Genomic DNA, 26,139 nt, shown 5'->3' on the forward strand with positions numbered 1-26,139 from the left:
TACATCGAATGTAATGACTGGCAAGCCAATATCAACGAGTAAGCTGAGCGACAGACTCAATACTTATCGCATCATGGCGCCAATATTCGATATCACAATCTATCAACTCACCGTGTTGGTTATAGTTGATTCTTTCGACCATCATGGCAGGCGTTCCTGAGGTTGCTCGCAATGCTTGTGCCATTTCTCCTAACAGCGAAGTTGTGCTCACGCGATACTTCACTTTGCTATATTCAACCCCATATTTTTCTCGATATATATCTGTTAAGGACTGGGATAAATCATGCTCTAACAGGTTGGGAAATTGCTCTGTGCGAATGTAATTCGTCACGAATACCACTGGCCTATCCTCTAAATAACGAACTCGATCCACACGATAAATATCGGAGAAAGGAGGAAGTACCAACAGCTCAGCCGCTTTCTTCGTCGCCATCATCGCTTTAGCCGACACCAAGCTCGTCTTTGGATGACGGCCTTGGCTCTGTGCCATATTAGTAAAGTTAAGCGTTTGGGTTGGATCGTATTTCAATGGCTCCGGAGAAATAAACCAACCTCGACGATCTTCTCTAAATATTCGTCCCTCAGCTTCAAGCAACGATAACGCTTCACGTAACGTAACCCTAGTCGTATCAAACGACTCTGCGAGCTTTCTTTCCGCTGGCAGTTTTTGTCTAGGCGTTAACATACCCGACTCTATTTGCTCAACCAGCGCATCTTTTATTTTTACGTATTGCACTTAGTATCCTTAATTCTTATAGGCGACATATCGCTTATCGGTGTTTAACAGCACAACCATCATTATCGAGCTCGCCATGCTTGGGTCTTCCCTTCGAGCAACTTACCCACCAGCATATGTAGGAGTTTCGCGGCCGCAGCGGAAAGCATAATCATCACCGCCATGGCAGCTGCCGAGCCTGTCTGACCGGCATCATCCATATTCAAAACCGATACGGACGCAGGAATCGTTTGAGTTGAATACAAGAATACTACTGCGGAAGTCGTTGTTAAAGCATTGATAAATAAATATATGGCGATATCTAATACCGCTGGTAGACAACACGGTAACGTCACTTTAAAAAACAACTTATATTGCGGCAACTTAACGGAAGCGGCCGTTGCTTCAATTTCGGTTGGTAGTTGCTTTAGTGCGGTCAACGCCGTCATATGTCCTACCGTATAATAGTGAACGACCGTGTTGATGACCAAGAACGCCATCGTGCCATAAAGCACTCCAAGCGGATTATTTGCGTCATTAAAATAGAAAATATAACCTAAACCAAGCACCAAACCCGGTACAGCCATTGGAATAACACTCATCATTTGCATCAACTGACGCAACGGAGAAAAGGCGCGCCCCTTCTCAATGCCGTAAGCGCCAAGAAAAATCACCACTGAACCAACAATCGCCGTCCATAAGCCCAGCTTTAATGAATTGAAATAAGGCGTCCATCCATAGGTGCTCATTTCAGCGAAGTTATAATTATTTAGTGTTAATGCCTTGTTCCAAGGCCAAAAGGTGACCAGCGATCCATACACCGCCATTCCCAGCACAGTAATCACCGCAAAAGAAATCACAACACAGTAAATCAAACTGATGTTATCACGTAGTTTATTGGGTTCTGGTTGATACGGTACGGAACGTGAATCAAGCATACTCTTTTGCTTTTTTTGCACCCAACGATCCACAGCAAAAGCCAATATTGCGGGTAATAACAGTAAGATACTCGTCACCGCGCCCATAGAGAAGTTTTGTTGTCCAACCACTTGCTTGAAGATATCCGTGGCCAGTACATTGTAGCTTCCACCTATCACTTTAGGGACGCCGAAATCACACACTACCAGTGTGAACACCACAATTAACGTACTGATCAACCCATACTTTGCGGCAGGCAGCGTCACCATAAAAAAAGTTTTAATTGGAGACGTATTCAGCGCCCTCGCGGCTTCGTAAAGACGAGCATCAGAGGTGCGTAAAGACGTTGTCAATATCATCAATGCATGGGGAAAGGTCCAAAAAATCAAACCCAAAGAAATACCTATCACGCCATATACCGAGTGACCTTGCAATAGATCCTTAGCAACACCTTGGTTGCCAAACAAATAGATCAAACTGATCGCAGGCAGCAACGAAGGAGCAAGGATAGGTGCCGAGCCAATAAAACGAAATAACCCTTTAAATGGCATACACGTTCGGGTCAAAGCGTAAGCATAGCCAAAAGCAAGCACCCCAACGACGAGGGTGACAATCAATCCCACCGTAAACGTATTCGTTAACGAGACCCACAGGCTATCTGTGGCAAAATAAGTAGAAAAGTTATCAATACCGACAAACTCGCCATCGCTATTTTGAACACTTTTTTTCATCATCGCCCACAACGGCATAATGATAAACAGCAGCATTGAAACAAAGATAAATGACAACAAACCCAAAAGAATCCAATTGTCTTTACTCATTTTTGCGCTCATTTCCGCCGCGCGTCTTTTCATCGTATCGCCGATAGAGAGCGTCGAAGTTGCGTACATGTCGTTCCCCTATGCCGCTTGACTAGAAGCGTGACTAACAGCACTACCGCCAGATACCGACTTAAATACGTGGCTCTCAGGTAAATACCCACGCAAGCCACTCGCACCAAACTCAATATAACGAATGTCGTTACGGCGTAGATTAAAGCGCTTCACTTCTTTTACAGGAACATCAATATAAAGGGGCGTAGCTAATGGCGCATTTTGCATAGCAACTTCAACTCGGTAAAACGCACCTTGAAATTCTTTAGCTAGGATCCGCACCGGAATAGCGTTGCTCGCACGCTCAACAAATTGAATGTTCTCTGGGCGAACAGCCAACTCAAAGATGTCACCTTGGTTTAGTGTCATGTTCTCAAGTTCAGGAAGAGGTAACATCGATTCAGCCACCCGCAATGATTGGCTAGACGCCACTGAGGCCTCAATAAAATTCATGCTGCCAACAAAGTCGGCGACAAAACGTGTAGCCGGTGCTTCATAGATGTCTTGCGGTGTCCCTACTTGTTCTATCACGCCGTGATTCATGACAACAATACGATCGGCCATCGACAAGGCTTCTTCTTGGTCGTGCGTCACCATGATAGTGGTGATGCCTAAGCGACGTTGCATCTGGCAAATTTCATCGCGAAGGTGAGTACGCACTTTCGCGTCAAGTGCTGATAATGGCTCATCGAGAAGTAACAACCCAGGAGACAGCGCCAGTGCACGAGCCAGCGCCACTCGTTGTTGCTGGCCACCTGACAGTTGGTTGGGAAACTTATTACCAGAGGTAGGCAGTCCTATCATCTCTAACCAATGTTCGACTTTTTCTAACGCTTCTTTGTTAGATAAGCCTTGGTTTTTTAGTCCTACGGCAATATTTTCTTGCACCGTAAGGTTTGGAAACAACGCATAGGATTGAAAGACAATGCCAAAGTCACGTTTCTCAGGCGGTAGAAATGTCGTCTCTTTATCGTCTTGGCAAATACGTCCAGAGGTAGGAAGATCCAGACCCGCAATCGCACGTAATAACGTCGTTTTGCCACAGCCAGATGGCCCAAGAAAACACACGAATTCACCACGACTAATCGATAATGAGATCTCTTTCAATGCCGTGAACTGGCCAAATTGTTTTACAACATTTTGAATGTCTAAATAGGGTTTGGATACTGTCATCACTTACTCTCCAAATGGTATATACCAATATTAGGCAGGCAATATTTCATTGGAATGACAATTTTATATCAGGTTGGTTTCAGTTTCATTGTTTGCAGGAAGAATGCAATAAATAGTAAAAGGAAGGCGTATGCCTTCCTTTCTATTTACGTATTTGAATCCCTATGTCGAACAGGACTCATTCTGATAATTTACGATTTTGGTTCTGATTTTGCGTCAAATTTTTGCGACCAAGTCTCCAACACGTCTGCACGATCGGTGCCCATTTTACCAAAGTCCATGTCAGCCATCACTTCTTGGACATTTGGGAAATTACTTGCTGTCGCTTTCACGTCTTTGTGGCCAACGACTGGGTACATCTCGATATACAATTCATTGGCAGCCTTTGAGACAGACCAATCAACCACGCGTTTTGCCGCGTCCGATTCTTTCACAAGACCCACCGCTTCTGATTCCCAACCAATACCAGCAGGCACAATCACATCTAATGGTGCACCTTGCGTTTTCAGCTTCGCGCCACGGCTAGCCATGGAGATACCAATAGCTACTTCGCCCATTCCGGCCTGCACACAAGGCTTTGACCCCGAGTGCGTGTAGTGGGCAATGTTATTGTCTAGCTTTTGCATGTAGTTCCAGGCTTGGTCGTCGCCCATGTTTTGCAGCCATGCAGACACTTGCATGTAACCTGTACCCGATGAAGCCGGGTTTGGCATGGCGATATGGCCTTTGTACACAGGCTTAGTCAAATCTTCCCATGATTGTGGTTTCGGTAGGTTCAGTTGTTTCGCGACGACTTCATTAAAGCAGACTGCATTAAAGAACGCATCATTACCAAACCAAGCTTGGCTTGACTGAGGGTCATTTAAGCTCGCGTTTAAATCTTCCAACCCCTTTGGCGTATAGGGCTGAAGAATGCCCTCTTCTTTAAGTAGCGCCATTGATGAGCCCGCAAGCCCCCACACCACTTCAGCACGGACATTGTTTTTCTCTGCGAGTAATTTTGCCGTCATGATACCCGTAGAATCTCGAACCCAGTTGATCGTGATATCTGGGTTTTCTTTCTCAAATGCGTTCTTGTATTTAGCAAGGATGTCCGTTTCAAAAGCGGTATACACCGTCACTTCCGTTGCGGCAAAAGCATTGGTTGCTAACAAAGAAACCAATGTCGCTAGTGTCCCTTTCATAAAACGGTTTTTCATGTCCATCTCCAGTTTGGTTTATCAGCACACCGGCCACCTTGATATTCACAATAATGATGAGTGCCTAAATACTTAGTAAGATTAATTTATTGGTATGTACCAGTTTGTGTATACAAGGTAATTCTCATTTATGACGATTAAATGAACGAAAAATGGCAATTTGAATACGATTGGCAAAAACAGAAAATGGACCTATTTGCGACGAAATGAACTGTGAAACTTTTATTAAATCTAATTTTCACGCTTTACGTGCACGGATTACGATTGGTAGAGTGATGACAACTTCCTGGTATAGTCCAATAAAGGCCCTGTAATGAAAAACGAATACTTGTTGTTAACACCTGGACCACTTTCTACCTCAGAGACCGTTCGTCAAGCCATGCTGAAAGACTGGTGTACATGGGATGATGATTACAATAAAGACATCGTAGAAGTCATTCGAACCACACTAACCGCGCTCGCCACAAGCAGTGCAGGCTATACCAGCGTACTCATGCAAGGCAGCGGCACCGCATCCGTCGAGGCGACAATAGGCAGTGCATTAGGAAAAAATGCTAAATTACTCGTTGTCGACAACGGCGCTTATGGCGCTCGCATGGCACAGATAGCGGAATATTTATCAATTCCTGTCAGTGTCATTGCACCGGGAGAAGTTCACCAGCCAAGCATTGAAGCCATTCAGCAAGCGCTTGTTGACGACTCTTCGATTACTCACGTCGCGATTGTACACTGCGAAACCACCACGGGCATGCTTAACCCCATTGACGCCGTCGTCAAGTTAGCGAAACAACATGACAAGATCGTCATTCTGGATGCCATGTCGAGCTTTGGTGGCATTCCAATGGATATTGCAGAGCTGGGCGTAGATTTCATGATCAGTTCGGCAAACAAATGTATCCAAGGCGTTCCGGGGTTTGGTTTTGTTATCGCTAAACAAAGCGAGCTAGAAAAATGTCAAGGGCAAGCGCGTTCTCTTACGTTAGATCTTTATGACCAATGGCAATGTATGGAGAATAACCACGGTAAATGGCGCTTTACCTCACCGACTCATACGGTACGCGCGTTCTACCAAGCCCTGCAGGAGTTGCACGACGAAGGTGGTATCGCCGCTCGCCATCAACGTTATCAAACGAACCAGAAAACACTCGTTGAGGGAATGCGCTCATTAGGGTTTAGAACGTTACTTAACGATGATTTGCACTCACCTATCATTACGTCGTTCTACTCACCAGAACACAGCGACTATCAGTTCAAAGAATTCTACAACCGCCTTAAAGCACAAGGTTTTGTGATTTATCCGGGCAAGGTGTCCAATGCAAACTGCTTCCGAATCGGCAACATTGGCGATGTATACCCAAACGATATAAAACGACTGATTACGGCGGTGAAAACCGCCATCTACTGGGAGCAGGTGTAATGAGCGTTCTATCTTCTCATTTACGCAGCGAAGGCGACGTGAATAACACGCCAGCGCGCCACGAATGGAATAATCAGATTCAAGATGACGCAACACAAGCCTTGCTCAAGCGTGATGCGGATGTGTTTTTGCATCAATCTATGTCCACGCCTTGCTTAGATTCACTGGAAGCTGCGGAAGGCATTTACCTCCAAGACACGCGTGGTAAACGCTACATGGACTTTCATGGAAATAACGTGCACCAACTTGGTTACGGTCACCCCCATGTTATTAAACGCGTCACAGAACAAATGCAAGCTTTGCCCTTTTCTCCACGTCGCTTTACTAATGATACGGCGGTGAGATGCGCGGAAAAACTCACCGAGATTTGTGGAGGCGACCTAGATCGCGTGTTATTTGCACCTGGCGGCACGTCAGTCGTGGGAATGGCGCTCAAACTGGCTCGGTATATCACTGGCAGCCATAAAGTTGTGTCGCTGTGGGATTCATTCCATGGCGCGTCACTCGATGCCATATCCGTTGGTGGCGAAGCGTGTTTTCGGGAAGGCATGGGACCGTTAATGGCTGGGGTTGAACGTATTCCACCCGCGGTGTCATACCGAGGTGCACTGCCCTCTCAAGACGGAAGCGATGTGCATTACGCCGACTACCTCGAATATGTCATCGAAAAGGAAGGCGGCATTGGTGCCTTTATCGCTGAAGGCGTTCGTAATACCGACGTTCAGGTGCCAAGTAAGGCTTATTGGCAACGTATCCGTGAAATCTGCGACAAACATAATGTCATGCTCATCATCGATGATATCCCAAATGGCATGGGACGAAGTGGAGAATGGTTTACGTATCAAGCCTTTGATATCGAACCGGATATTTTGTGTATCGGCAAAGGGTTGGGTGGCGGACTCGTCCCCATCGCCGCCATGGTGACCAAGGAGCAATACAATACGGCTGCTGATATTTCATTAGGTCACTACACACATGAAAAAAGCCCGATTGGCTGCGCCGCAGCGCTCGCCACTATGGAAGCCATCGAACAAGAGCAATTACTAGAGAAAACACGCGCAGACAGTGAGTTTGTTCAAGCTCGCTTAGCGCAAATGAAAGCAACCTATTCGGTGATCGGTGATGTACGAGGAATAGGCTTGTTGTGGGGCGTTGAGTTAGTCACTAACCATGTGACCAAACAGCGTGCCTACGACGAGGCAGAATCTGTGTTGTATCAATGCCTCAATCAAGGGCTGAGCTTTAAAGTCTCGCAAGGTAACGTTATACAGTTGAGCCCACCGCTCATCATCACTCGTGAAGAATTAACAAAAGCACTCGATATTTTCGAACACGCCATCGCAACCGTATGCAAGGATTTCAATTATGTCTAATCACTCTTTAGCAACACCAAACACCGCCACGCCATCACCGATTCAAGCCATTGTTTTTGACTGGGCGGGCACCATTGTCGATTTCGGTTCGTTTGCACCAACCAGTATCTTTGTGGAAGCGTTCAGACAAGGCTTTGACTTTGATATTACGCTTGCTGAAGCTCGTGAGCCGATGGGCATTGGCAAATGGGACCACATTAAAGCTGTCGGTCTTTTGCCTGCTGTCGATGCACGCTGGAACAAGCAATTCGGGCGCTCAATGACGAACAACGATATTGACGCAATTTACGCCGCGTTTATGCCACTGCAAAAAGCTAAGGTCGCAGACCATGCCGAGCCAATCCTTAATGCGATTGACATCGTCAACGGACTCAAGGAAAAAGGTATCAAGATCGGCTCTTGTTCTGGTTACCCGAGAGAAGTCATGGATGTGCTTGTCCCCGCAGCCAAAGACTACGGGTATGAACCTGACTATGTGGTGGCGACAGATGATCTCCCTCAAGGTGGTCGCCCAGCACCGTTTATGGCGCTCAAAAACATGATCGAACTTGAGGTCAGCGCCGTCGGTGCTTGTATCAAGGTCGACGATGCCGCTCCAGGTATCGAAGAGGGGCATAATGCGGGTATGTGGACGGTTGGTTTGTTGCTATCAGGCAATGAAGCGGGCTTGACGTTCGAGGAATATCAAGCCGCGGATAACGCCACATTAGACGCCGCTCGCGCTCGTGCTCGCACGAAACTTGGCCAAGCCTCTCCGCACTACCTAATCGACACCATTGCCGATCTACCTAACGTAGTCGCAGACATTGAAAAGCGTCTTACTGCAGGTGAAAGACCGTAATTAATGATCACGCTGTATCAACATAGTGATTAATAGGGGCAATCCTATAGGCACTTTAGGAATAAAGGTCTATAAAACTATCCGCTCCTGATGATTTAGGATTTTGAGAGTATCGGTAGCCAATACGATCAGTAACCGAATATATTGGCGTCACCTATTTACCAAAAGCTAGCAAGCTTACCCTTGCTAGCTTTTTTGTTTACTTAACGCTTTAATTCCAATATTTATCTCCACGTCACCAACTGTTCTTCAAAAGTTAAATTACATACTAACGAATAAAGTCTGTATTGGAGCATAAAGACATCGTTCGATTTAACTCCCAAATACGCCTCAGCATTAAATTGATTTATAAATACCCGAAGACACAATCCGCCATAACAAAAATAAATACATCACAATCAAAACAACAACCGAATGAATGATAAGTCATATATATAAGTAGTATTTGGTGATTGACTCGATATAACATGAAAAATAATTTCAACATATATTTATAAAACTAATGGGTATCTATACAATACCTTGGCTCGCTATCACCAACAGCACGAGCAAATAACATCAATAATAATTCTAAGGATAGATAATGCAACAACGTATCAAGACGCTGGCCTGCCTTGCATTGGCAACCAGTCTATTCGGCTGTGCGTCCACTTCGTCAGATGAACCACAACACACTGCAACAACCAACATTCAGCTGGAGCTGTTTGATAAGCTCAAAGCACAACTAAACACAGCCTCCGCTCAATACAAAGATGAGGAACTGGAGTGGTTTGCGGCCAAAGCTTATGCCTCAATGGGTAAATCGTTAAATACCGCTCAGGAAGCTTATTCAGAATTTGAACATGACCCAAAGCAAATCAATGATTCCGATCTTTTTTCTAGCCAAACGTACGGACAAGAAATGACAGAATCATTAGACGCTTTTGAAACGGCGCACCGTAATGCATTAGAAACAAAACAACGTGTATTATCAGTGATGGCCATTTCATTTGAGAACCGACAATATTTGAAAACAGCCAAAGCCGATACACTTTTCCCATCCGAGTTCAAACGCGTCGAGCAGCAACTCAAAAAAACCGTCGATTACGTGGCTAATAACGTAGAAATAGATAATGAAAGGTTAGTTTCTCTAGAAAAAAATCAGCATCAACTCGAAGCTAAATCTGTCACCAAACATTATTTGGGCGAGTCTCTTCAGCAATTCAGCAATCAAAAAAAACAACGTTACTTTATTGATGCGCCTTTAGTCATGGCTCGCTCTGAAGCCGCTCTGAATAAAGCCGAAGCCTTTATTCAATCTTCTCCGCGTAATCACGAAGAAATACAAATTCGTTCTGATGCCGTTACATTTGCTCTGCAACGTGCTGACAAAATTGCTCAACAGGTAAGAGACCTGAAAGCATTGCCAGAAAAGCAGTACGAACGCTATATTTTGAATCTAGAAGATGTACTACGAAATATTGCCGTTGCCTCAGCCGCTGGAGATTATAGAAACCAAACGCTCATTGATCATGCCAAACAAATAGAACATTCAATGATGAGCAACCAGCAAAGCGATCAAGAGAAGTGGCAAGCGCTCACCGTTGAGCTTAGTCAAGTAAAACAAGACTGGCAGCAAGACATTGAAACGTTTACTGCCCAATCCAACGCCTTATCTGCAGAGAAACAGACACTAGAAAACCAAATCATTGAACTACAAACACAGCGCTCTGCTACGATGAGTAACAATGATGTATTAGAAAAGCCACAAACTGAATCGGTCGTTGTGCCAGGAGATCCCGCTGATATCTCCTCTCAAGATACAGAGATTACTGAGCCTATTACGCCCAAGACGATGAATAACGAGGCTCAAGCCAATACATAATCACGAACAGTAAAAATACAATAGCCAGAGGCGACGCTCTGGCTATTTAATCTCATTGTACGCACGACAAGCAAACGCCCACGGCCTGAAACCTACAAACGACTCTAAGATTGAGTATGGCGACCTAATCAATCATACCGCTACACAATGTGATGCAATGGCTTGATTCTCAGTACGTCGATTCCAAGATTTTTCATGGAAAAAATAAGCAAGCGTATTAATGGCAGGCTCTAACAAGGCAACAGCTCCTCCCGCTAACATATCCCCAGTTAATGCATAGACGACAAGGAAAGCGACACTGTAGTGCACCGCGGCAAACGACGCCGTTTTGACTCGGGCATTTTTGCTTAGCTGTTGTAAGAACAGGTATTTTCCCCATGCTTTTTCATGGAAGTAAAATGCGACGGTATTTACAGCGGGTTCTAGCATTGCAATCATGCTACTTAGAATGAATTCACCCGTAAAAATATACGCAACGCTAAACGCTATTGTGAAGTGTATCGATGCAAATCGTAGTGTTTTTGTCATGGGTGAATGCCTGTTAGTTGGAATACAACAACTATATCCAAAACAAACAACCATTAAAAATCAATTGATTTTATTAATTTGATAGTCAAAAACTATTAAAAGATTATCGTTCTTTCCTATGCCCCATCGAATCCAGTGGACTAATAACGACCTCATAATGAAAAACACGCCAAGTAAACTTAGGCGTGTTTTGATTAGGTGTGCTTAATTAACTCATGACACAGTGTACGCTCGAACTAAAATACAGCCCCAACGGTCAGTAAGATGTTCGCAAATCGTCTCTGCTCACCGGTTGCAATCACCAACAATGTATCGTCCGATTTTACTGCAGAGTAGAAATCTGAACGTTCTAAAAAAGACATTGGTGTGTCGGCAGGCAGATAGGATTGATATTGTTCCACAATCGTATTATCGAAGTCAGACGGCCATGCCATCATTTCTGCACTTTCGATGTTCAACATGTCAACGACACCCGCTAAAACATCAGTACTTGGAAGCATTCCTGGCGCGAAGTTTAAATAGACAACATTCGCCTTTGGTGATGCATTGGTCACAAATGAATAGTTTGAATCTGCGATCAACACTTTAGTTTTGTGGCCGCACTTGGCTAAATGACACAAAAGCTCAGGGTGAATAATTTTTGTTTTAAGCATAACTACTCCTAAAAGTGGTACTGACGAATCAGTACCACTAACCACGTTACATGCGGTAAACGCCGCCATTTACGTCAATCGTAGCGCCCGAGATAAAGCCATCATACTCAGAAGCCAAGAACGTAATCGTACGAGCAACATCTTCTGAAGTTCCAGCTCGGCCCAGTGGGATGCCTTTGACGGTATCATCAGCCGATGCCTTCGTTGTATGTTGGTTGTGGAAACGAGTGCCAAGGATCAAACCTGGCGCTACCGCATTCACTCGGATGCCAAATTCACCAAGCTCTGCCGCTAAAGAGCGAGTCCATGTCAGCACTGCCCCCTTTGTCATAGAATAAGTTAATGAACCAGAGTGTCCGCCCGAACGACCTGCAAGTGAAGCAAGGTTAACAATACTCGCGCCTTCTTCCGCACTCTTCAGGTGAGGCAATGCTGCTTGAGTCACGTTAAGCATTGTCGTCATGTTGACGTCAATGACCGTTTGCCAATAATCTTGCTCGATTTCGCCTAGCCATTTTCTTGCAATGATTCCACCAACGTTATTAACTAGGATGTCAATTCCACCCAAGAACTCAACAGCTTGGTTAATACACTGTTCCGTTTCCGTGCGATCCGTTAAGTTTGCAAAACCGAATGCGGCACGTTGGCCTAAAGATTCCGCCAGCGCAACCAGTTTTTCTGGTCCTTCCGTGCCACTAAAGTAATGAATGAATACGTCACAACCCGATTCAATAAGTGTTTTTGCTGTGTAATATCCAATACCTTGCTCAGCACCTGTGATAAACACTTTTTTGTTTGTTAATTTTCCCATTTCTTAAATCCTTAGTAATTTTGTAGATCGTTAAGCAGCGACGCTAGCTTTGGGTTGTCTTTGATAAATTTTTCGTACACAGGTTGAACTTGTTCTTTAAATGAGTTGACGTCAGCAGGAACGATTTCGCCACCATTTTTCTCAATTTCGACGGTTGCTTGATCGACGTAGGCATCCCAGTATTTATCATGAACATCCAGAACCTCTGTTGAGATTTCAAGGATCGTCGCACGATCTTCTTCAGACAATCGCCCCCAAACTTCAGTCGATACCGCTAAGATATCTGGGATCATCGTGTGGTGGTCAAGAGCAAAGTACTTAGCAACCTCATAGTGGCGGTTAGCAAAATACGTTGGGATATTATTTTCTGCGCCGTCAACAACACCTTGTTGTAGAGCTGAATACACCTCAGTAGAAGAAATCGGAACAGCACTCGCTCCCAAACTACTCATCGTATCGATATCAATTGGAGAGTTTTGAACTCGGACCTTTAAGCTTTTCAAGTCACTCGCTTTTTCAATCTTATGGTTAGAATAAAAGCCACGTGAACCACTCGATAAATACGCGAGTCCGATAAAGCCATCTTTCTCTGATGACTCAAGAATACCTTGACCTACTGGCCCACGAAGTACTCGCTTCGAGTCATCTTCATCTTTGTATAAATAAGGCAATGAAAGTACTGAGTACTGTTCAGAGAAAGAAGCGGTAAGCCCTCCGCCTACTTTCGTAAAGGCTAGCGTGCCATTTTGAAGCATTTGTAGCGTTGACTCTTCACGGCCTAAAGTTGCATTAGGGTAAACTCTTACGCGCAATTTCGTTCTATCAGTGACTTCTTCAGCAAACCAGCTCAACGACTGATGTACTGGATGGTCTAGAGGCATAGCGTGTGCCAGTTTCATGTTACGCGCCGAGGCGTTAAACGCTAAAGTTGAAGAAATTAAAGTAACGGCTACTGCTAAAATTGTCTTTTTCATAATTAATATCCCAGTTTATCCATTATAACCAGCTAGTCTCGGTAACCACATCGAGAGACTAGGGAAAGCAACGACGACCGTAAGTCCTAAAAGAATCAGCGCATATAGCGGGATTAACTTAGGGACAACTTCGCCCAATTTACTACCTGAAACACTACAACCAACAAATAACGCGGTTCCTACTGGTGGTGTACATATTCCGATAGAGAAATTAAATACCATCATTACGCCAAAGTGGATTGGGTCCATTCCAATAAATGTCGCGATTGGAAGCATAATTGGTGTAAAGATTAATATTGCAGGAGACATATCCATGAATGTTCCAACAATTAAAAATATAATGTTAATTAAAATAAGTATCGCAATCGGGTTATCCGAAAAATTAAGTACAAAGTTTGCAATAAACGTTGGTATATCAGAGTAAGCCATCGCCCAAGACATTGCACTTGAGGTCGCTATCATGAACAAAACAATAGCAGTAATGATGACGCTGTTAACAACAATATTCGATAAATCTTTTACTTTAATTTCACGATAAGCAAAGCCAAGAACAAGACTATAAACTACCGCAATTGCAGAGGCTTCTGTCGCGGTAAAAATACCACCAACAATGCCACCCATGATAATAACAAGCATTAATAAGCTAGGTACAGCGTCAAAAATCGTTTTCAGTACGGGTTGTTCTAGTTTAATAGTTTCCGCTGGAACACCAAAGCGCTTGCCAAAGAAGTACACACCAAGCATGACACACAAACCCATGATAATGCCAGGAATGTAACCTGCTAGAAACAAATACTGAACTGAACTTGTGCTAACCAAAGCGTATAAAATAAGAACATTAGAAGGCGGTATCAGTAGTCCCGACGGACATGATGCTATATTAACCGCACTTGAAAACGCCTTAGGGTATTTCTTTTCATCTTGCATTGGCCCCATCAAGCCACCCACTGCAGCAGCAGAAGCTGTCGCCGAACCGGACAAAGAACCAAACATCATATTTGCAATAACGTTTACATGACAAAGAGAACCTGGAAGTTTTCCACCTATCAACATTGCGAAATTAATCAGTCGCTTAGCAATGCCTCCAGAGTTCATCAAATTGCCGGCAAAAATAAAGAACGGTAGCGCAAGCAAGCCAAAGTTATCTAATCCGCCAAGCAATTGCTGACTTGTTAATATTGCCGCTTTATCAATAGAAAAATGAAGAAAAACAGTTAATAGTGACGACAAACCAATAGAGAACGCAATAGGAACGCCTAACACTAAGAATACAAACAAGGTTCCGAATAAGACCACAACAGGTAACATGTCGTAAACTAGATCTGGCATGTTCATCAAATAATTTTCTGTAAATAACATATCCATTAAAGTCATGACTTATTTACCTCCTTGAGTTAATAACCTTTGAATTGTTTGCAATATATCGGCAACAGCACACATAACAATAATAACTCCAGAGATAGGGGCTGCCATATAGACATATCCCATAGGCAAGTTACTGCCAAATAAGTATAAACTTGGCGATACTTGATTAAATCCTAATGTTGTATTGACGACGCTACTACCACCGTAAACCAATACAATTGAAGAAAACAAAATTACAATCAAACTTACTGTTATTGCTAATATTTCTTGTTGTTTCGGTGATATCTTGGTGACAAGAAGTTCTATTGCTAAGTGCCTTTTTAGAGCGTAAACATAAGCCCCTCCAAGCACACCTACCCAAATCATTAAGTAACGAGATAACTCATCGGTAAACGTTGATGGTGAGTTGATAACGAATCGAGTAAATACTTGCCACACCACGGCAAAAACCATCACCCACATAATCAGAACTAGCAGCTTTTCTAATATCTTAGTAATTAATGCAACACCCTTGAAATAAACATCCATATGGCTACCTTTGGAGCTACGTGTTATATAAAATGTTACCCGAAACATGTTACTGGTAACTCTTGATGTAATGAGTCTATCTAAAAGGATAAATAATACAAATATCACTGTGTGAAAATGTGTTCTGGATCATAGGTCAACCCATCACATCTGTGACTAATATCTCATTAAAGCTGTTTATCGTTTTAGTTTTACCTTTTATAAAAACTCACTAATATTTAACCAAATGTCATACTTTCCTTTAAAAACAGCAAGTTAAACAATTAATGTTATTGATAGTATTTGTAAGGGCATTATTTAGTGACACACGTCTCATTTTAATAGTGATATTCCAAATTGATTTTAAATTTTTAAAACGCAATCACAGAAATTAGTATAAATAACGGTTTAATGAACAAAAAAGCAATGTTACAGTAACAATTAATTATCCAATAATAATGAGTACATTAAGATGGTTATAAATAAGAAAAATACTCGACCTTCTTTGAAAGACATAGCAGACCTTGTTGGTGTAACAAAGATGACTGTTAGCCGGTTTCTACGTAACCCAGAGTTAGTTTCAGAACAAACTCGAAACAAAATCGCGAATGCTATCGAAGAAATTGGTTATATTCATAATCGTGCACCTTCAATGCTGTCAAAGGCTTCGAGTAAAGCAATTGGAGTATTACTGCCTTCATTATCGAACCAAGTTTTTGCAAACTTTACTCAAGGAATAGAGTCGGTAACAAACAAGCATGGCTATGAAGTGCTGATATCTCATTTTGGTTATAGCGATGAAATAGAAGAGCGTAAAATTGCAATGATGTTGTCTTATCACGTTGATGGCATCATTTTAACCGGTACCACCCATACCAAACGAACGCTACAAATGTTGAAAACCGCCAACATACCCGTCGTCGAATCAATGGAACTGACTGACAACCCTATCGACATGGTCGTTGGTATCGATCATGAGCACGCGTCTTATACTGCAGTTAAAGCGATGCTTTCGAGCGGTAAACGTAATGTTGCTTATTTCGGTGCTCGTTTGGACCGAAGAACCAAGTTGAGAATGGAAGGGTATGACAGAGCCATATTAGAATTTGGCTTAAAAAAACACCACTTTCTAACCCATAAACACTCCAGTTTTACACTGGGGCGAGACCTTCTTGAGCGGGCGTTAGCAGACTGTCCAGATTTAGATGGTGTTTTTTGCACCAATGATGATATCGCAATCGGTACCATTCTCGCTTGTTTAGAAAAAGGGATTTCAGTGCCTGAGAAGACCAGTGTCATTGGATACAATGCCTTAGATATTGGACAAGCGATTTCACCAAAATTAACCAGTATTTACACACCTCGCTATGAAATGGGCGAAAAGAGTGCTGATATCCTATTAGACAGTATCGAAGGTAAAAGAAGCCAACAGAACGTCTATGACCTTGGATTCACCCTCACTAAAGGTGAAAGCTTCATCAGCTAGTGCTGTTTCTCTGCGCAATCCGCCCAACACTAGATAGTTTTAGTATGGGCCTTCATATCAATTCTCATCCCCTATTTTACTCAGACGAATAGAAACTCAACGTTCGCTTTTTTATTCGTCTGCAGTCACTTTTTCGTTACTTTGTCCAACCATTAATGTGATTAAGCGCTCTAAAATGAACAGGCCTGGTGTTCGACTGTTCACTTTAATTGCAGTTACGGGTAACATGTTACCAATAACATAACTACTATAACTTTTGCAGTCCACCTCAATGGTCACTGCAATCACTTAAGGAAGTCTTATGGCAGGAAAAAGTATTATTGTAATGGGCGTTTCTGCGTCAGGAAAAAGCACTGTCGGTGTAAAGCTTGCTCAGGCTTTAGGGGCAAAATTTATTGATGGTGACGATCTTCATCCTAGAAATAATATTGTGAAAATGGCCTCTGGTGCTCCGTTGAATGACGAAGACCGCGCACCTTGGTTGGAGCGAATAAATGATGCGGCATACAGCCTAGAAAGTAAAAATGAAATCGGCGTGATTGTTTGCTCGGCATTAAAGAAGACGTATCGTGATCGTATTAGAGAGGGTAATCAACACATTAATTTCTTATTTCTCGATGGTACTAAAGATATCGTGATAGAGAGAATCCGGCAGAGAAACGGGCATTTTTTTAAAGAAGAAATGATTAATAGCCAATTTGAAGCGCTAGAAAGACCAAGTGGTGAAGTAGACGTCATTATTGTCGATATTGATAATACGGTAGACTCTATCGTGAGCCAAGCTATCAGTCAACTCGATAACCTTAGACTAGTGGCGACCCATTAACCGACAAACTAGGCATGGGTACTTGCGGATTAACCTACCTTTAAGCTGGGGCCCATCACCACTTTTATTATCACATCAAGCAATATCAGGCCTTTAATACACGATACATTTGGTATTCTGTATTAAAGGCCTGATAGAATTCGTATCTAAACATTCAATATATCAATAAACATCGTTTACTATGCGATTGCTTTACTGACACTTTTTGACCTGCGTTGCAGTACAATAACCCTTAGATGGTCGTAAATGAGATTAAACGTAAAAGCGTAGAACGTTATGAAGATCGTGACACCCAGATCCATAATAAATGCCTGCCATAAGCTGACGCCGAGAATAGCGGCCATGACCGGAACCGTGAACAACAACAAACCCGCTTCAAAAACAATAACGTGTACAACCCGCAAGGACAATGAACGCTGTGTCTTTTCTCCAAGTACAACACGATCAAAGCCCAGATTAAACAAATAATTCCAGAACATTGCTATCGTCGCGATAACTATCATTGTTCCTGATAGTGCGGCGACGTTATGATCAGTAAATAATGACAATCCAATAATGGACAGTGTCACGGCTAATGCTTCAAACAAAACTGAATGAAATATGCGTTCTGGTGTTCTCATCTCTCTACTCCGATACCCTACTTAAATAACTGAAAGCGCAATTATGACAGGGCGTACATAGAGTAAAAGTTAACAACCATCACGTTTAGTGATAGCTTTATATTTTGATATCGCAAGAGGACGCCACATGTACAGCTTTGAACAGCTCAAGGTATTCGTCACCGTCTGTGAGAGTGGCTCTTTTTCTGCCGCAGCTCGTAAGTTGAAAAGAGCGCAATCCGGTGTGAGCCAGGCGATTTCTAATCTGGAGATCGCCATCAACCAAGACTTGTTTAATCGTGATAAGAACACACCAACCTTAACCACCAGCGGTCAAGCACTGCTGCCGATCGCGCGTTCGATTTTGAATCAACAAACCTATTTTGACCAAAAAGCGGAATCACTGACCAAAGCGTACGAACATGAAGTCGTGATTGCGGTCGACGAAAGCTTGATAAGCGATGATTTTTTTAACATTTTGACCCCTCTCGCCGATCAATTCCCTATTACCCATTTTGAGGTCATCACCGCTTCAACCTTTGATGTGGAATCTCTCGTTCGCTCGGGCAAAGCGCAAATTGGCATTGTCTATTCTGACGGTGAATTAAAGGTTGATATGGATTTTTTCGTTGTGGGTCATGCTAAGTTTCTCACTATCGCATCACCGCAACATGAATTGGCGATGCTCCCTATCGTGCAAGACTCAGATTTGAAAAGACACCGTCAGTGTGTTCATCGTAGTATTCAACAAAAAGAGTTGTGGTTCAGCTACGGGATCAGCTCAACATTTTGGTACGCCAATACGCACCAGACCTTGATCGACTTGGTACAACAGGGCATCGGATGGGCCGTCGTGCCTGAATTACTGATTAAAAACCAACTGCAAACAAAGACGCTCGTTTCATTGCCTGTCGCGCATGAATTTAACGGTTGGCTCACCGCTGTGGGCTGCTTGGTGTCACGTAGCCATTCTTCAGGGCCGGTGTTAGAAAGTGTTGTCGAAAGGCTCAAACAACATCGCTTCAATGAAGAACATTGGATGCCAGAAAACAGAAAACCCTAGAACGAGTCTGGGGCTTTCTGTTCATTGAAACCCGTCATTGAAACAAGCGTTATTAACTCAACGGTTACGGTACTCCGTCGCTCACGCACTGGCGCACTTTGCCACCTTTGAGCGCCAGAGGTTACCCTACTTTCTCAAATGGCTGCATAACACGTAGCTCGTGAGTTTGGTGATTCAGCTCAAGGGTATCTTGATTAACATGAACCTGAATGCGTCCCGAAACATCAAGTGACGTAGAGATGGCCTCTTTACTGCAACATGCTAATACATGATGCTGTTGTTTTGATTCAAGCGTCCACTGCGCGTGACATATGTCTTCACTTGCATCAGACACCACAACGTCGGTGTGGGACCTCTCCATGTCATAGCCGTGAGAGAGCAGTGGAGCCACACTTTCATGCGACAACATATTGATGTCGTATTGATACCCTTTGCCCATTAGTTGGATCTGATTCTCCACACAGTCACCTGATAACGCACTATGAAGTCGCCATTGCACAGCGGCCGCTTTATGCAAATCCAATGTGTCACAGACCAATACACCTTTATCAGCAACAAATACCAAGGTTCGAATGAATCGACTCACTGTTTCATAAGCATTGGACAAATCGAGTTGTACAACACTCCACCCTGTTCCAGACTGTTGATTGATCACCTTCGCAGTTGCCGTTTCGTCATCTAAAGTTTGGCCGACCCCCGCAATTAATGGCAAATTATGCGCTTGGGTTGTCTGTGTCCATTCACTATGATGTGCACTACCATAACGATAGCCATAGCTACCACTTGGTGTTAAGACATTCAATCCATTATCCATCAGAGCAAAATTACCCTGATCGGCATGGCGGTGAGAGCTATTACCAAACTGGCTCGCTCGGTAGAACACACTCATGTTAGGGCTCATCATTTTACCTAAACCGGCAAAACCATAAAATTGACCACGCACACTCTTTTCGTATTCCAAGTCAATATCCGTCGTGTTTAATGGTCGATTAGCATGGTTGATCTGACTGACCGTCGGAATCACATCGAGTAAATGCAATGCATAGGTCTCTATGTCTAGCTCCAACTTTAAACTCATTTCACGCGTTCTCGTATCACCGAAACGATCAGCGTAGATCCGCAGTGGGTTCTGAGCAAAAAATCCAGGCCATTCTGCGCCGTCCCGCTTGCACCAAAAGCCATCGCCAAATGGGTGAATCACGTCGTCTGTTGCAACAAAATCCTTAGCGAATTTGCTGTAGTTCTTATAGAAAGGATGGTTATAGAAAGAAAACCCACTAAGACGTTCTATCGATAAGAAAAATGGGTGATGCCACTTAGTATAAGACGAAGAATAAAATGGCCCTTCAGCCCAACTACCATCTTCACCACCATAAAACGGTAATACACTTTGGTATATCATTAGCGCGTAGTTTAACCAACGCTCACAAACAACTTGATCGAACTCCTTGTGCAGCACCATAGCAGCCACACCAAGGTACGACGGTAATCGCGATGTATGAGAGTGACCAGGAAATTGTTGAAACTGATCTTGTTCTAGGCGTTCTTCCATTTGAAAAGCAATACGTACCAACATTGGGCGCACAAATGCTTTTTCGCTGTCAGTCATTAGTGGACTTAGCCAGTGGTATGCAAGGTATAAGTTTCGAGCGAGGGAAAGACCAACCTCATCCCCCCACGTTAATGGGCGTACTAAAGAAGCGGGTCCTTCAGGGCTCCACTGCGCCAATTTCAACAACAAGCATCTTGCTTTGTCGCCACTTTGCTCGTCACCCCAAATCTTATAAAGCAAGGTCAATGACACAAGATCTCGGTCAATCCAGTTCCTTACGTTAGCGATGGCAGTACGTTTGCCTTCCTCTTTACCTCGTCGATAATGATCAGGGTAGGTTACCGCGTCGATATCAACCTTTTCTGCTGTCGCCTGTAGCTTATCAAAGGCGGTCCATGACGCGATTCGAACCGAGTTAATATCTTCATCAAAATACATTAAAAACTGATCACGATGCTCGCACAGCTTAAAGATATCTTGAGCGCTAGGTGGAAGATAACTGGTTGACGCCTGATCAATAGTGAAAGTAAACCACTCCGATAAAGCACCAGTATCTTTTGATAGGCGCCATCTATACCCGCCTTCGACCAACAAAAATGGCAGACGAAATGGGGAGCGGACGTCTTTCCAACGCCATTGTAAAGGCTTCTCCACGTGTTCTAGTTCAATCGTATACGTGTGTTGATAATCAGATTGTGGCCAGTTAAAACTTGGCGGGTTCAACGTGCTCGTGGTTTGATCTTGTGGAGAAAGAAAGACTTGAAAGTCATGGTTACGCTCGAGATTCAGCATCACTACGCTCCTTTTCAAACCAAATGTATTCGCCCGTTTCAGCGTTTATTTCCCCAATTGGCTTAGCCGGTGAACCAGCGACAATAGCGTAAGGCTGGACGTCTTGGGTGACGACTGCGTTGGCGCAAACCAGCGCGCATTTACCAATAGTGACACCAGGGGTCACCACAACACCCGAGGTCAACCATACCCCATTGTTGATAACGACTTGGCCTTTTGTAGGACACGTCCTAAGCCCAAACGTCTCTGTCTGTGGGTCATAAAGATGATTACCTGCCACAATCGAAACATGAGGACCGATCAATACATGATCCCCAATAACAACGTCGCCATTAATATAGCTATACAAGCCAATGTAAGAATGATTGCCAATCTGATTGTCATTGATTCTTACAATCGCGCCCGGTGCAATTCTTACATTGTCACCGTCGAATCCTAGAATACTGGCACGCGCCGTATCATCTTCAAAGTTGTTGCTCTTAGCCGTATAAAGTGTGAATTTTCTGAACTCTTCGTCCGTTAATTCACCACCAAATTTTTGTTGTACCGACATAAGTATCCTCACAAACGGGGACAGGAAAATTGCCCTGTCCCTTAAAAAATTATTCAAATCTAAATTTAAAACAATGACGTGTTAAGCGGTCGCCTTTACGCCTTGTGGTTGTTCGGTTTGCTTCTTAGTTCGAAGTAAAATGAAGCCAATCAGTCCCACCACTCCCGCCACGATAATAAACAATGAACGCCCCCACATTGGGTTCGGAACCAAGGCAAGTGAGGCGAGGAAAACTGAGGCCGTCAACAGCATTTTTCCAAGCATATCGTGTTGTTTGTTATCGGCTAAAATACTGCTTTCGCTTTCTTCAACAATCACTTCAGTATCAACGTTGCTAAAGAACTTATTGATCTCTGCGGCGCGCTCTGGTGATGGCTCTTTATAGAAGAATTGAGACAATACGAAGAACGGTAATGTGATGCCCATGTGACCAATGACCCCAAGTGTCACCGACTTCATCTCCGAAAATTCACGTGCAGTCAGTGGTGTATCTAGACCTAACACTGATTCGATGAGCTGTGGCGTGACACCAAAGGCGATAAATGCCGATACACCCATACCAACCATGATCGTGCCCCAACCGGCCCAATCTGGCGTTTTACGAATGAAGAAACACATAATTGAAGGAATCAGTACAGGGAAACCAACCAATGTCCCAACAAGCATCATCAAGTCAAACAAACCAAAGTTTTTCAAAGAGGTTAAAAACAAACCGGTAATGATAATCACAATACCAAATACAGCAGTCAGTACTTTACTGGCCATCATCAGGTGTTGTTCAGAGAAGTTTTTGCAAAAATACGGTTCGTAAACACTTTTCAAGATGATGCCAGCGTTACGGTTTAGAGCTGAATCCATAGAAGACATGGTGGCAGCAAACATCGCCGCGAGCATTAAGCCGACCATACCCACTGGCATTTCGCGGCTAACAAAGATGTAATACGTCGCATCAGCAACTTTATCGCCTAAGCCATCCAAGCCCCATGTGGTTACATCTGGGTAATTACCCGCAACGTACCAAGCCGGTAAGAACCAAATCAGTGGACCTAGAATCATCAAAGAACATGCAAGCAATGCGGCTTTTCGGGCATTCTTAGTATCTTTAGATGCAATAAAACGATAAGAGTCGACCATGTTGTTGGTGCTAAAAAACTGTTTAACAAAGATACAAATAAACCAACCGAAAAATAGGTAGCTGTAGCTATATCCGTCACCGATCAATTGCTCGGTTGGCAGACCAACCTCAAGCAGGTTACCCACGCCACCCGATTTCCAAATTGCCACCATTGCCGCGACAAATGTCATGACTGTGATGATGATCATCTGCATAAAGTCAGAGGCAATCACCGCCCAACTTCCGCCTACTAGGGACATAAATAACACCACCAAACCAGCGCCAATTATAGTCTGCTCTAATGGCACCCCTACCACTGCGCTGGTAAAAACCGCAAGGCCATTCAACCAAATCGCGGCTTGTAATACGCTAAGAGGTACATTCGCCCATGTGAACACTTGTTCGTTCACTTTACCCAAGCGCATTCTCACCCCTTGTAAAGGACTGATCACTCGCATTTGACGTGCTTTCGCGGCAAAGAAAAGGTAGTTACAAAAATAACCGAGCGCGTTAGCAAAAAAGACGATGGCAACCGACATACCGCTCGTCAGTGCTTTGCCCATTAACCCAGTAAAGGTCATCGCACTCAAAGCCATCATGAAGGCGCTTGAACCCACCATCCACCAAAGCATGCGGCCGCCACCCCGGAAATATTCACTGGTATTCGACGCAGCAGAGCGAAAAACCCAGCCTAGACTAATTAAAAACAAAAAGTAAACGAGTACAACGATAATATCGATATCCATGTGCAATCCTGTAGTTGTAGAGTACGTGCCATACCTCGCCTTATTGGTCACTGTTATGCGGCGATGGCGTTACTTAAAAAGTATGAGACTTGATGCAAGTTTCACTATACTCGCGCTTACATATGGCTGGAAATGATAATACTGTATAACAATAATACATAATGAGAATGACTAGACAAATGGACATAAAAACACTGACAACTTTCGTGTCAGTCGCTAAGCATAAGAACTTTTCGGCGGCGGCAAGAGAACTGCATAGCGTACAGCCAACGGTTTCTAGGCATGTCTCGGAACTGGAAAGCGAGCTCGGTTTAAAACTCTTCTTACGTACGACTCATCAAGTTGAACTGACTCAGGCTGGTGCGGTATTACTGCCTGAGGCGCAAGCAATATTAGCCAATGACAAACGAGTGAAAACCCTGGTTCAGAACACGCAAAAAGAAGAAAAAAATCACCTTAAAGTCGGTTATTTAGCTACGGCATGTTCCTTTTTCTTACCTAATCTTGTCGGACAATTTCTGCTCAATCATTCCGATGTCACGACCAGTCTTCATGAAATGACCGGACAAGAACAATTTGAGGCGCTGACACAAGATAAAATCGATATCGCCTTTTCACGGCGCCAACCAAAACTCGATGAGAATTTGTTTTCGGTAGAAGAAATATACGCTGACAAAATGGTCGCTATCGTGCCAGCGCAGCATCCGCTTGCTAACCAAACGGAACTCTCGATGTCTGATCTTGAAGGCGAATCGTTTATTTTGTTTCAACGATCTGACTGGATAGAGATGTATGAGCATATTTTATCTTTAGCGCAAGAAAGTGGCTTTACGCCCAATGTGACTTTTCACCCCGAAAACATGAGGCATCTGGTGACATCCGTGTCTTCAGGACTTGGGATTTCGATTGCCCCACAATGCATCAAATTCATCGCAGACAATAACTGTGTTTGTATCCCCATTAGCAACGTGAATCTGGTGCTTCCTCTTTATATCTACTACAAACGAAGTGGCGCTAGTAGCGCGTTAGAAAAGTTTGTCAGCACATGCGCAAGCATCAAGCCTGATGTGCAAAACGCGATCTGCTCAACGCATTAATTGCCATTAGGCAGTAAGGTAATGAACTAATAAGGTAATGAGCTAATAGCGAAATCCGTGGACGTTCTCATATTGTTTACTGCACGCTACGCTTTAATATCGCTGAAAAATGGTCCGAAGAAGAACTTGCAGACACTAATACCCAACCTTTTGAGTTCAAGAAATTCACGGCATCAATTGGCGAGTTAAAGGAGACCGTATTACCAGACTCATCGCGAAGAAGGCCTTTATTGCGAATACTTATTTCAACTTCTTGCCCAAAATCGACTTCGACTTTCCATTTGGTCAAGCTCAGCAACTTTCCGCGCGCCACCACGCGGGCATACTGTTCCGTTTGCCCACTCGCGACACTTGCCTCTGGACTATTGATGGCCATACTGGCTGGTGATAGTGCGAGCATAGACATTATTACCAACATCATCAGCTTAGGGTTATGACGCAACGAGTATCTTTTCATTTGTAACCTCTATCTTACTTTCTATGAACGTATTCTTGAGGCGTAAGCATACGGTTATTTCTTTTCATAATTTGAAAACCGTCTTATCCTTATTTTTAATATATGAAAACAAGCAATGAGTGAGTTAATAATATGGCCCAACTAGAAACCAAAGGATTTGAGTTTTTTGGTGAACAAGAGCACCGCTTTCGAGCCATGTTAATTGAACGTGTTGAGACCTATATGGTACACAGTCAGTTAACAAAAAATCAGTTGGCCAACAAAGCTGGCATTGGAAAAACCTCGTTTTATAGCAAAATGGACCGAACTCAAGAGAGTCAATTTACTACCTTGGATTTATTTCGCCTTGGCAAAGCCATGGACGTCAGTATCTTGCAGTTTTTCCCCGTAGAAGAGATCGATCGTGAACATGGTGGGCAACTGGCGGTTCCGGCCAGTGTATTGCATATGATGGACATGATGATGTCGATGAGTAATACCGATATTGCGATGCTTTACGACATGATAGAAACGTTAAAAAAACACAATAAGATCAATAAATAACCCCTAATCAACACCACAATCTACGCCGCAATCAATGGTTCACATTGCCTGCAACTCACGCATACCCCCCTATTTTCTTCTTAAGTAGAAGTTCAATACCT

General features: G+C 43.5%; 24 protein-coding genes. 9 read left to right on the forward strand and 15 right to left on the reverse strand.

Features of this window, described 5'->3' with window-relative positions; all coding sequences use genetic code 11:
- Positions 1-31: 31 nt before the first annotated feature.
- The 4 genes from phnR to ACE1OE_RS09160 all read right to left on the reverse strand — a co-directional run bounded on the left by phnR (position 32) and on the right by ACE1OE_RS09160 (position 4,877).
- A complete protein-coding gene (gene phnR / locus ACE1OE_RS09145) occupies positions 32-736 on the reverse strand; it encodes a phosphonate utilization transcriptional regulator PhnR (RefSeq protein ID WP_449210808.1) in 705 nt (234 codons plus the stop codon).
- Between the two features lie 62 nt (positions 737-798).
- Positions 799-2,487, reverse strand: coding sequence for a putative 2-aminoethylphosphonate ABC transporter permease subunit (locus ACE1OE_RS09150; RefSeq protein WP_449210914.1), 1,689 nt, complete (start codon positions 2,485-2,487; stop codon positions 799-801).
- A 45-nt stretch (positions 2,488-2,532) separates the two neighbouring features.
- Positions 2,533-3,678, reverse strand: a complete 1,146-nt coding sequence (locus ACE1OE_RS09155; protein ID WP_449210809.1) for a putative 2-aminoethylphosphonate ABC transporter ATP-binding protein — start codon at positions 3,676-3,678, stop codon at positions 2,533-2,535.
- Between the two features lie 191 nt (positions 3,679-3,869).
- Positions 3,870-4,877 (reverse strand): putative 2-aminoethylphosphonate ABC transporter substrate-binding protein, encoded by a 1,008-nt coding sequence (locus tag ACE1OE_RS09160; protein ID WP_449210810.1) that lies wholly within the window; start codon positions 4,875-4,877, stop codon positions 3,870-3,872.
- A gap of 313 nt (positions 4,878-5,190) precedes the next feature.
- Between ACE1OE_RS09160 and phnW the strand changes: the two genes are divergently transcribed.
- The 4 genes from phnW to ACE1OE_RS09180 all read left to right on the forward strand — a co-directional run bounded on the left by phnW (position 5,191) and on the right by ACE1OE_RS09180 (position 10,372).
- Positions 5,191-6,294: a 2-aminoethylphosphonate--pyruvate transaminase gene (phnW, locus tag ACE1OE_RS09165; RefSeq protein ID WP_449210811.1), complete on the forward strand. Its 1,104-nt coding sequence runs from the start codon at positions 5,191-5,193 to the stop codon at positions 6,292-6,294.
- Positions 6,294-7,667, forward strand: a complete 1,374-nt coding sequence (locus tag ACE1OE_RS09170) for an aspartate aminotransferase family protein (RefSeq protein WP_102468010.1) — start codon at positions 6,294-6,296, stop codon at positions 7,665-7,667. Before phnW ends, ACE1OE_RS09170 begins: the two co-directional genes overlap by 1 nt.
- On the forward strand, positions 7,660-8,508 hold the full coding sequence (gene phnX, locus ACE1OE_RS09175) for a phosphonoacetaldehyde hydrolase (RefSeq protein ID WP_449210812.1): 849 nt from the start codon (positions 7,660-7,662) through the stop codon (positions 8,506-8,508). The genes ACE1OE_RS09170 and phnX overlap by 8 nt, the downstream gene beginning before the upstream one ends.
- Before the next feature lie 583 nt (positions 8,509-9,091).
- Positions 9,092-10,372, forward strand: a complete 1,281-nt coding sequence (locus ACE1OE_RS09180) for a hypothetical protein (protein WP_449210813.1) — start codon at positions 9,092-9,094, stop codon at positions 10,370-10,372.
- Positions 10,373-10,504: 132 nt separating this feature from the next.
- On the opposite strand, the gene ACE1OE_RS09185 is transcribed toward ACE1OE_RS09180, so the two are convergent.
- The 6 genes from ACE1OE_RS09185 to ACE1OE_RS09210 all read right to left on the reverse strand — a co-directional run bounded on the left by ACE1OE_RS09185 (position 10,505) and on the right by ACE1OE_RS09210 (position 15,231).
- Positions 10,505-10,900 carry a DUF2061 domain-containing protein gene (locus tag ACE1OE_RS09185; protein WP_449210814.1) on the reverse strand — a complete coding sequence of 132 codons (396 nt, stop codon included), beginning with the start codon at positions 10,898-10,900 and terminating at the stop codon, positions 10,505-10,507.
- 236 nt (positions 10,901-11,136) lie between these two features.
- Positions 11,137-11,553, reverse strand: coding sequence for an RbsD/FucU domain-containing protein (locus tag ACE1OE_RS09190; RefSeq protein WP_102468015.1), 417 nt, complete (start codon positions 11,551-11,553; stop codon positions 11,137-11,139).
- Between the two features lie 46 nt (positions 11,554-11,599).
- A complete protein-coding gene (locus ACE1OE_RS09195) occupies positions 11,600-12,364 on the reverse strand; it encodes an SDR family NAD(P)-dependent oxidoreductase (protein WP_102468016.1) in 765 nt (254 codons plus the stop codon).
- Between the two features lie 11 nt (positions 12,365-12,375).
- Positions 12,376-13,338: a TRAP transporter substrate-binding protein gene (locus ACE1OE_RS09200; RefSeq protein ID WP_372061548.1), complete on the reverse strand. Its 963-nt coding sequence runs from the start codon at positions 13,336-13,338 to the stop codon at positions 12,376-12,378.
- Positions 13,339-13,353: 15 nt separating this feature from the next.
- On the reverse strand, positions 13,354-14,667 hold the full coding sequence (locus ACE1OE_RS09205) for a TRAP transporter large permease (protein ID WP_449210915.1): 1,314 nt from the start codon (positions 14,665-14,667) through the stop codon (positions 13,354-13,356).
- A 48-nt stretch (positions 14,668-14,715) separates the two neighbouring features.
- Positions 14,716-15,231, reverse strand: coding sequence for a TRAP transporter small permease (locus ACE1OE_RS09210; protein WP_241903081.1), 516 nt, complete (start codon positions 15,229-15,231; stop codon positions 14,716-14,718).
- Between the two features lie 451 nt (positions 15,232-15,682).
- Between ACE1OE_RS09210 and ACE1OE_RS09215 the strand changes: the two genes are divergently transcribed.
- Together ACE1OE_RS09215 and ACE1OE_RS09220 are read left to right on the forward strand one after the other, a co-directional pair.
- Positions 15,683-16,696, forward strand: coding sequence for a substrate-binding domain-containing protein (locus ACE1OE_RS09215; protein WP_372061549.1), 1,014 nt, complete (start codon positions 15,683-15,685; stop codon positions 16,694-16,696).
- A gap of 301 nt (positions 16,697-16,997) precedes the next feature.
- The gene (locus ACE1OE_RS09220; RefSeq protein WP_449210815.1) at positions 16,998-17,522 is read left to right on the forward strand and encodes a gluconokinase; all 525 of its coding nucleotides are present in this window, start codon (positions 16,998-17,000) and stop codon (positions 17,520-17,522) included.
- Positions 17,523-17,701: 179 nt separating this feature from the next.
- Here the strand turns inward: ACE1OE_RS09220 and ACE1OE_RS09225 are convergent, their stop codons facing one another.
- Positions 17,702-18,142 (reverse strand): PACE efflux transporter, encoded by a 441-nt coding sequence (locus ACE1OE_RS09225; RefSeq protein ID WP_449210816.1) that lies wholly within the window; start codon positions 18,140-18,142, stop codon positions 17,702-17,704.
- A 127-nt stretch (positions 18,143-18,269) separates the two neighbouring features.
- Between ACE1OE_RS09225 and ACE1OE_RS09230 the strand changes: the two genes are divergently transcribed.
- Complete coding sequence (locus tag ACE1OE_RS09230; protein ID WP_449210817.1) at positions 18,270-19,184, forward strand: LysR family transcriptional regulator; 915 nt, start codon at positions 18,270-18,272, stop codon at positions 19,182-19,184.
- A gap of 121 nt (positions 19,185-19,305) precedes the next feature.
- On the opposite strand, the gene ACE1OE_RS09235 is transcribed toward ACE1OE_RS09230, so the two are convergent.
- The 3 genes from ACE1OE_RS09235 to ACE1OE_RS09245 form a co-directional block, all read right to left on the reverse strand.
- A complete protein-coding gene (locus tag ACE1OE_RS09235; RefSeq protein ID WP_449210818.1) occupies positions 19,306-21,528 on the reverse strand; it encodes a heparinase II/III domain-containing protein in 2,223 nt (740 codons plus the stop codon).
- On the reverse strand, positions 21,509-22,081 hold the full coding sequence (locus ACE1OE_RS09240) for an acyltransferase (protein ID WP_102468024.1): 573 nt from the start codon (positions 22,079-22,081) through the stop codon (positions 21,509-21,511). The genes ACE1OE_RS09235 and ACE1OE_RS09240 overlap by 20 nt, the downstream gene beginning before the upstream one ends.
- Before the next feature lie 81 nt (positions 22,082-22,162).
- A complete protein-coding gene (locus tag ACE1OE_RS09245) occupies positions 22,163-23,941 on the reverse strand; it encodes a sodium:solute symporter family transporter (protein WP_449210819.1) in 1,779 nt (592 codons plus the stop codon).
- Between the two features lie 179 nt (positions 23,942-24,120).
- Here ACE1OE_RS09245 and ACE1OE_RS09250 point away from each other — a divergent pair, with 179 nt between their 5' ends.
- Positions 24,121-25,038: a LysR family transcriptional regulator gene (locus ACE1OE_RS09250; protein WP_449210820.1), complete on the forward strand. Its 918-nt coding sequence runs from the start codon at positions 24,121-24,123 to the stop codon at positions 25,036-25,038.
- A gap of 76 nt (positions 25,039-25,114) precedes the next feature.
- Here ACE1OE_RS09250 and ACE1OE_RS09255 read toward each other — a convergent pair whose 3' ends face one another.
- A complete protein-coding gene (locus ACE1OE_RS09255) occupies positions 25,115-25,495 on the reverse strand; it encodes a hypothetical protein (protein WP_449210821.1) in 381 nt (126 codons plus the stop codon).
- A 132-nt stretch (positions 25,496-25,627) separates the two neighbouring features.
- Between ACE1OE_RS09255 and ACE1OE_RS09260 the strand changes: the two genes are divergently transcribed.
- Positions 25,628-26,038: an XRE family transcriptional regulator gene (locus ACE1OE_RS09260; RefSeq protein ID WP_449210822.1), complete on the forward strand. Its 411-nt coding sequence runs from the start codon at positions 25,628-25,630 to the stop codon at positions 26,036-26,038.
- Positions 26,039-26,139 lie beyond the last annotated feature (101 nt).

The organism is Vibrio sp. E150_011 (genome assembly GCF_053544015.1).

Bases quoted from the DNA above. Each gene is read 5' to 3' on its own strand.
- ACE1OE_RS09150 (WP_449210914.1), bottom strand. From the start codon at position 2,487: ATGAAAAGACGCGCGGCGGAAATGAGCGCAAAAATGAGTAAAGACAAT.
- ACE1OE_RS09155 (WP_449210809.1), bottom strand. From the start codon at position 3,678: ATGACAGTATCCAAACCCTATTTAGACATTCAAAATGTTGTAAAACAA.
- ACE1OE_RS09160 (WP_449210810.1), bottom strand. From the start codon at position 4,877: ATGAAAAACCGTTTTATGAAAGGGACACTAGCGACATTGGTTTCTTTG.
- phnW (WP_449210811.1), top strand. From the start codon at position 5,191: ATGAAAAACGAATACTTGTTGTTAACACCTGGACCACTTTCTACCTCA.
- ACE1OE_RS09170 (WP_102468010.1), top strand. From the start codon at position 6,294: ATGAGCGTTCTATCTTCTCATTTACGCAGCGAAGGCGACGTGAATAAC.
- phnX (WP_449210812.1), top strand. From the start codon at position 7,660: ATGTCTAATCACTCTTTAGCAACACCAAACACCGCCACGCCATCACCG.
- ACE1OE_RS09180 (WP_449210813.1), top strand. From the start codon at position 9,092: ATGCAACAACGTATCAAGACGCTGGCCTGCCTTGCATTGGCAACCAGT.
- ACE1OE_RS09185 (WP_449210814.1), bottom strand. From the start codon at position 10,900: ATGACAAAAACACTACGATTTGCATCGATACACTTCACAATAGCGTTT.
- ACE1OE_RS09190 (WP_102468015.1), bottom strand. From the start codon at position 11,553: ATGCTTAAAACAAAAATTATTCACCCTGAGCTTTTGTGTCATTTAGCC.
- ACE1OE_RS09195 (WP_102468016.1), bottom strand. From the start codon at position 12,364: ATGGGAAAATTAACAAACAAAAAAGTGTTTATCACAGGTGCTGAGCAA.
- ACE1OE_RS09200 (WP_372061548.1), bottom strand. From the start codon at position 13,338: ATGAAAAAGACAATTTTAGCAGTAGCCGTTACTTTAATTTCTTCAACT.
- ACE1OE_RS09205 (WP_449210915.1), bottom strand. From the start codon at position 14,667: ATGCCAGATCTAGTTTACGACATGTTACCTGTTGTGGTCTTATTCGGA.
- ACE1OE_RS09210 (WP_241903081.1), bottom strand. From the start codon at position 15,231: ATGGATGTTTATTTCAAGGGTGTTGCATTAATTACTAAGATATTAGAA.
- ACE1OE_RS09215 (WP_372061549.1), top strand. From the start codon at position 15,683: ATGGTTATAAATAAGAAAAATACTCGACCTTCTTTGAAAGACATAGCA.
- ACE1OE_RS09220 (WP_449210815.1), top strand. From the start codon at position 16,998: ATGGCAGGAAAAAGTATTATTGTAATGGGCGTTTCTGCGTCAGGAAAA.
- ACE1OE_RS09225 (WP_449210816.1), bottom strand. From the start codon at position 18,142: ATGAGAACACCAGAACGCATATTTCATTCAGTTTTGTTTGAAGCATTA.
- ACE1OE_RS09230 (WP_449210817.1), top strand. From the start codon at position 18,270: ATGTACAGCTTTGAACAGCTCAAGGTATTCGTCACCGTCTGTGAGAGT.
- ACE1OE_RS09235 (WP_449210818.1), bottom strand. From the start codon at position 21,528: ATGCTGAATCTCGAGCGTAACCATGACTTTCAAGTCTTTCTTTCTCCA.
- ACE1OE_RS09240 (WP_102468024.1), bottom strand. From the start codon at position 22,081: ATGTCGGTACAACAAAAATTTGGTGGTGAATTAACGGACGAAGAGTTC.
- ACE1OE_RS09245 (WP_449210819.1), bottom strand. From the start codon at position 23,941: ATGGATATCGATATTATCGTTGTACTCGTTTACTTTTTGTTTTTAATT.
- ACE1OE_RS09250 (WP_449210820.1), top strand. From the start codon at position 24,121: ATGGACATAAAAACACTGACAACTTTCGTGTCAGTCGCTAAGCATAAG.
- ACE1OE_RS09255 (WP_449210821.1), bottom strand. From the start codon at position 25,495: ATGAAAAGATACTCGTTGCGTCATAACCCTAAGCTGATGATGTTGGTA.
- ACE1OE_RS09260 (WP_449210822.1), top strand. From the start codon at position 25,628: ATGGCCCAACTAGAAACCAAAGGATTTGAGTTTTTTGGTGAACAAGAG.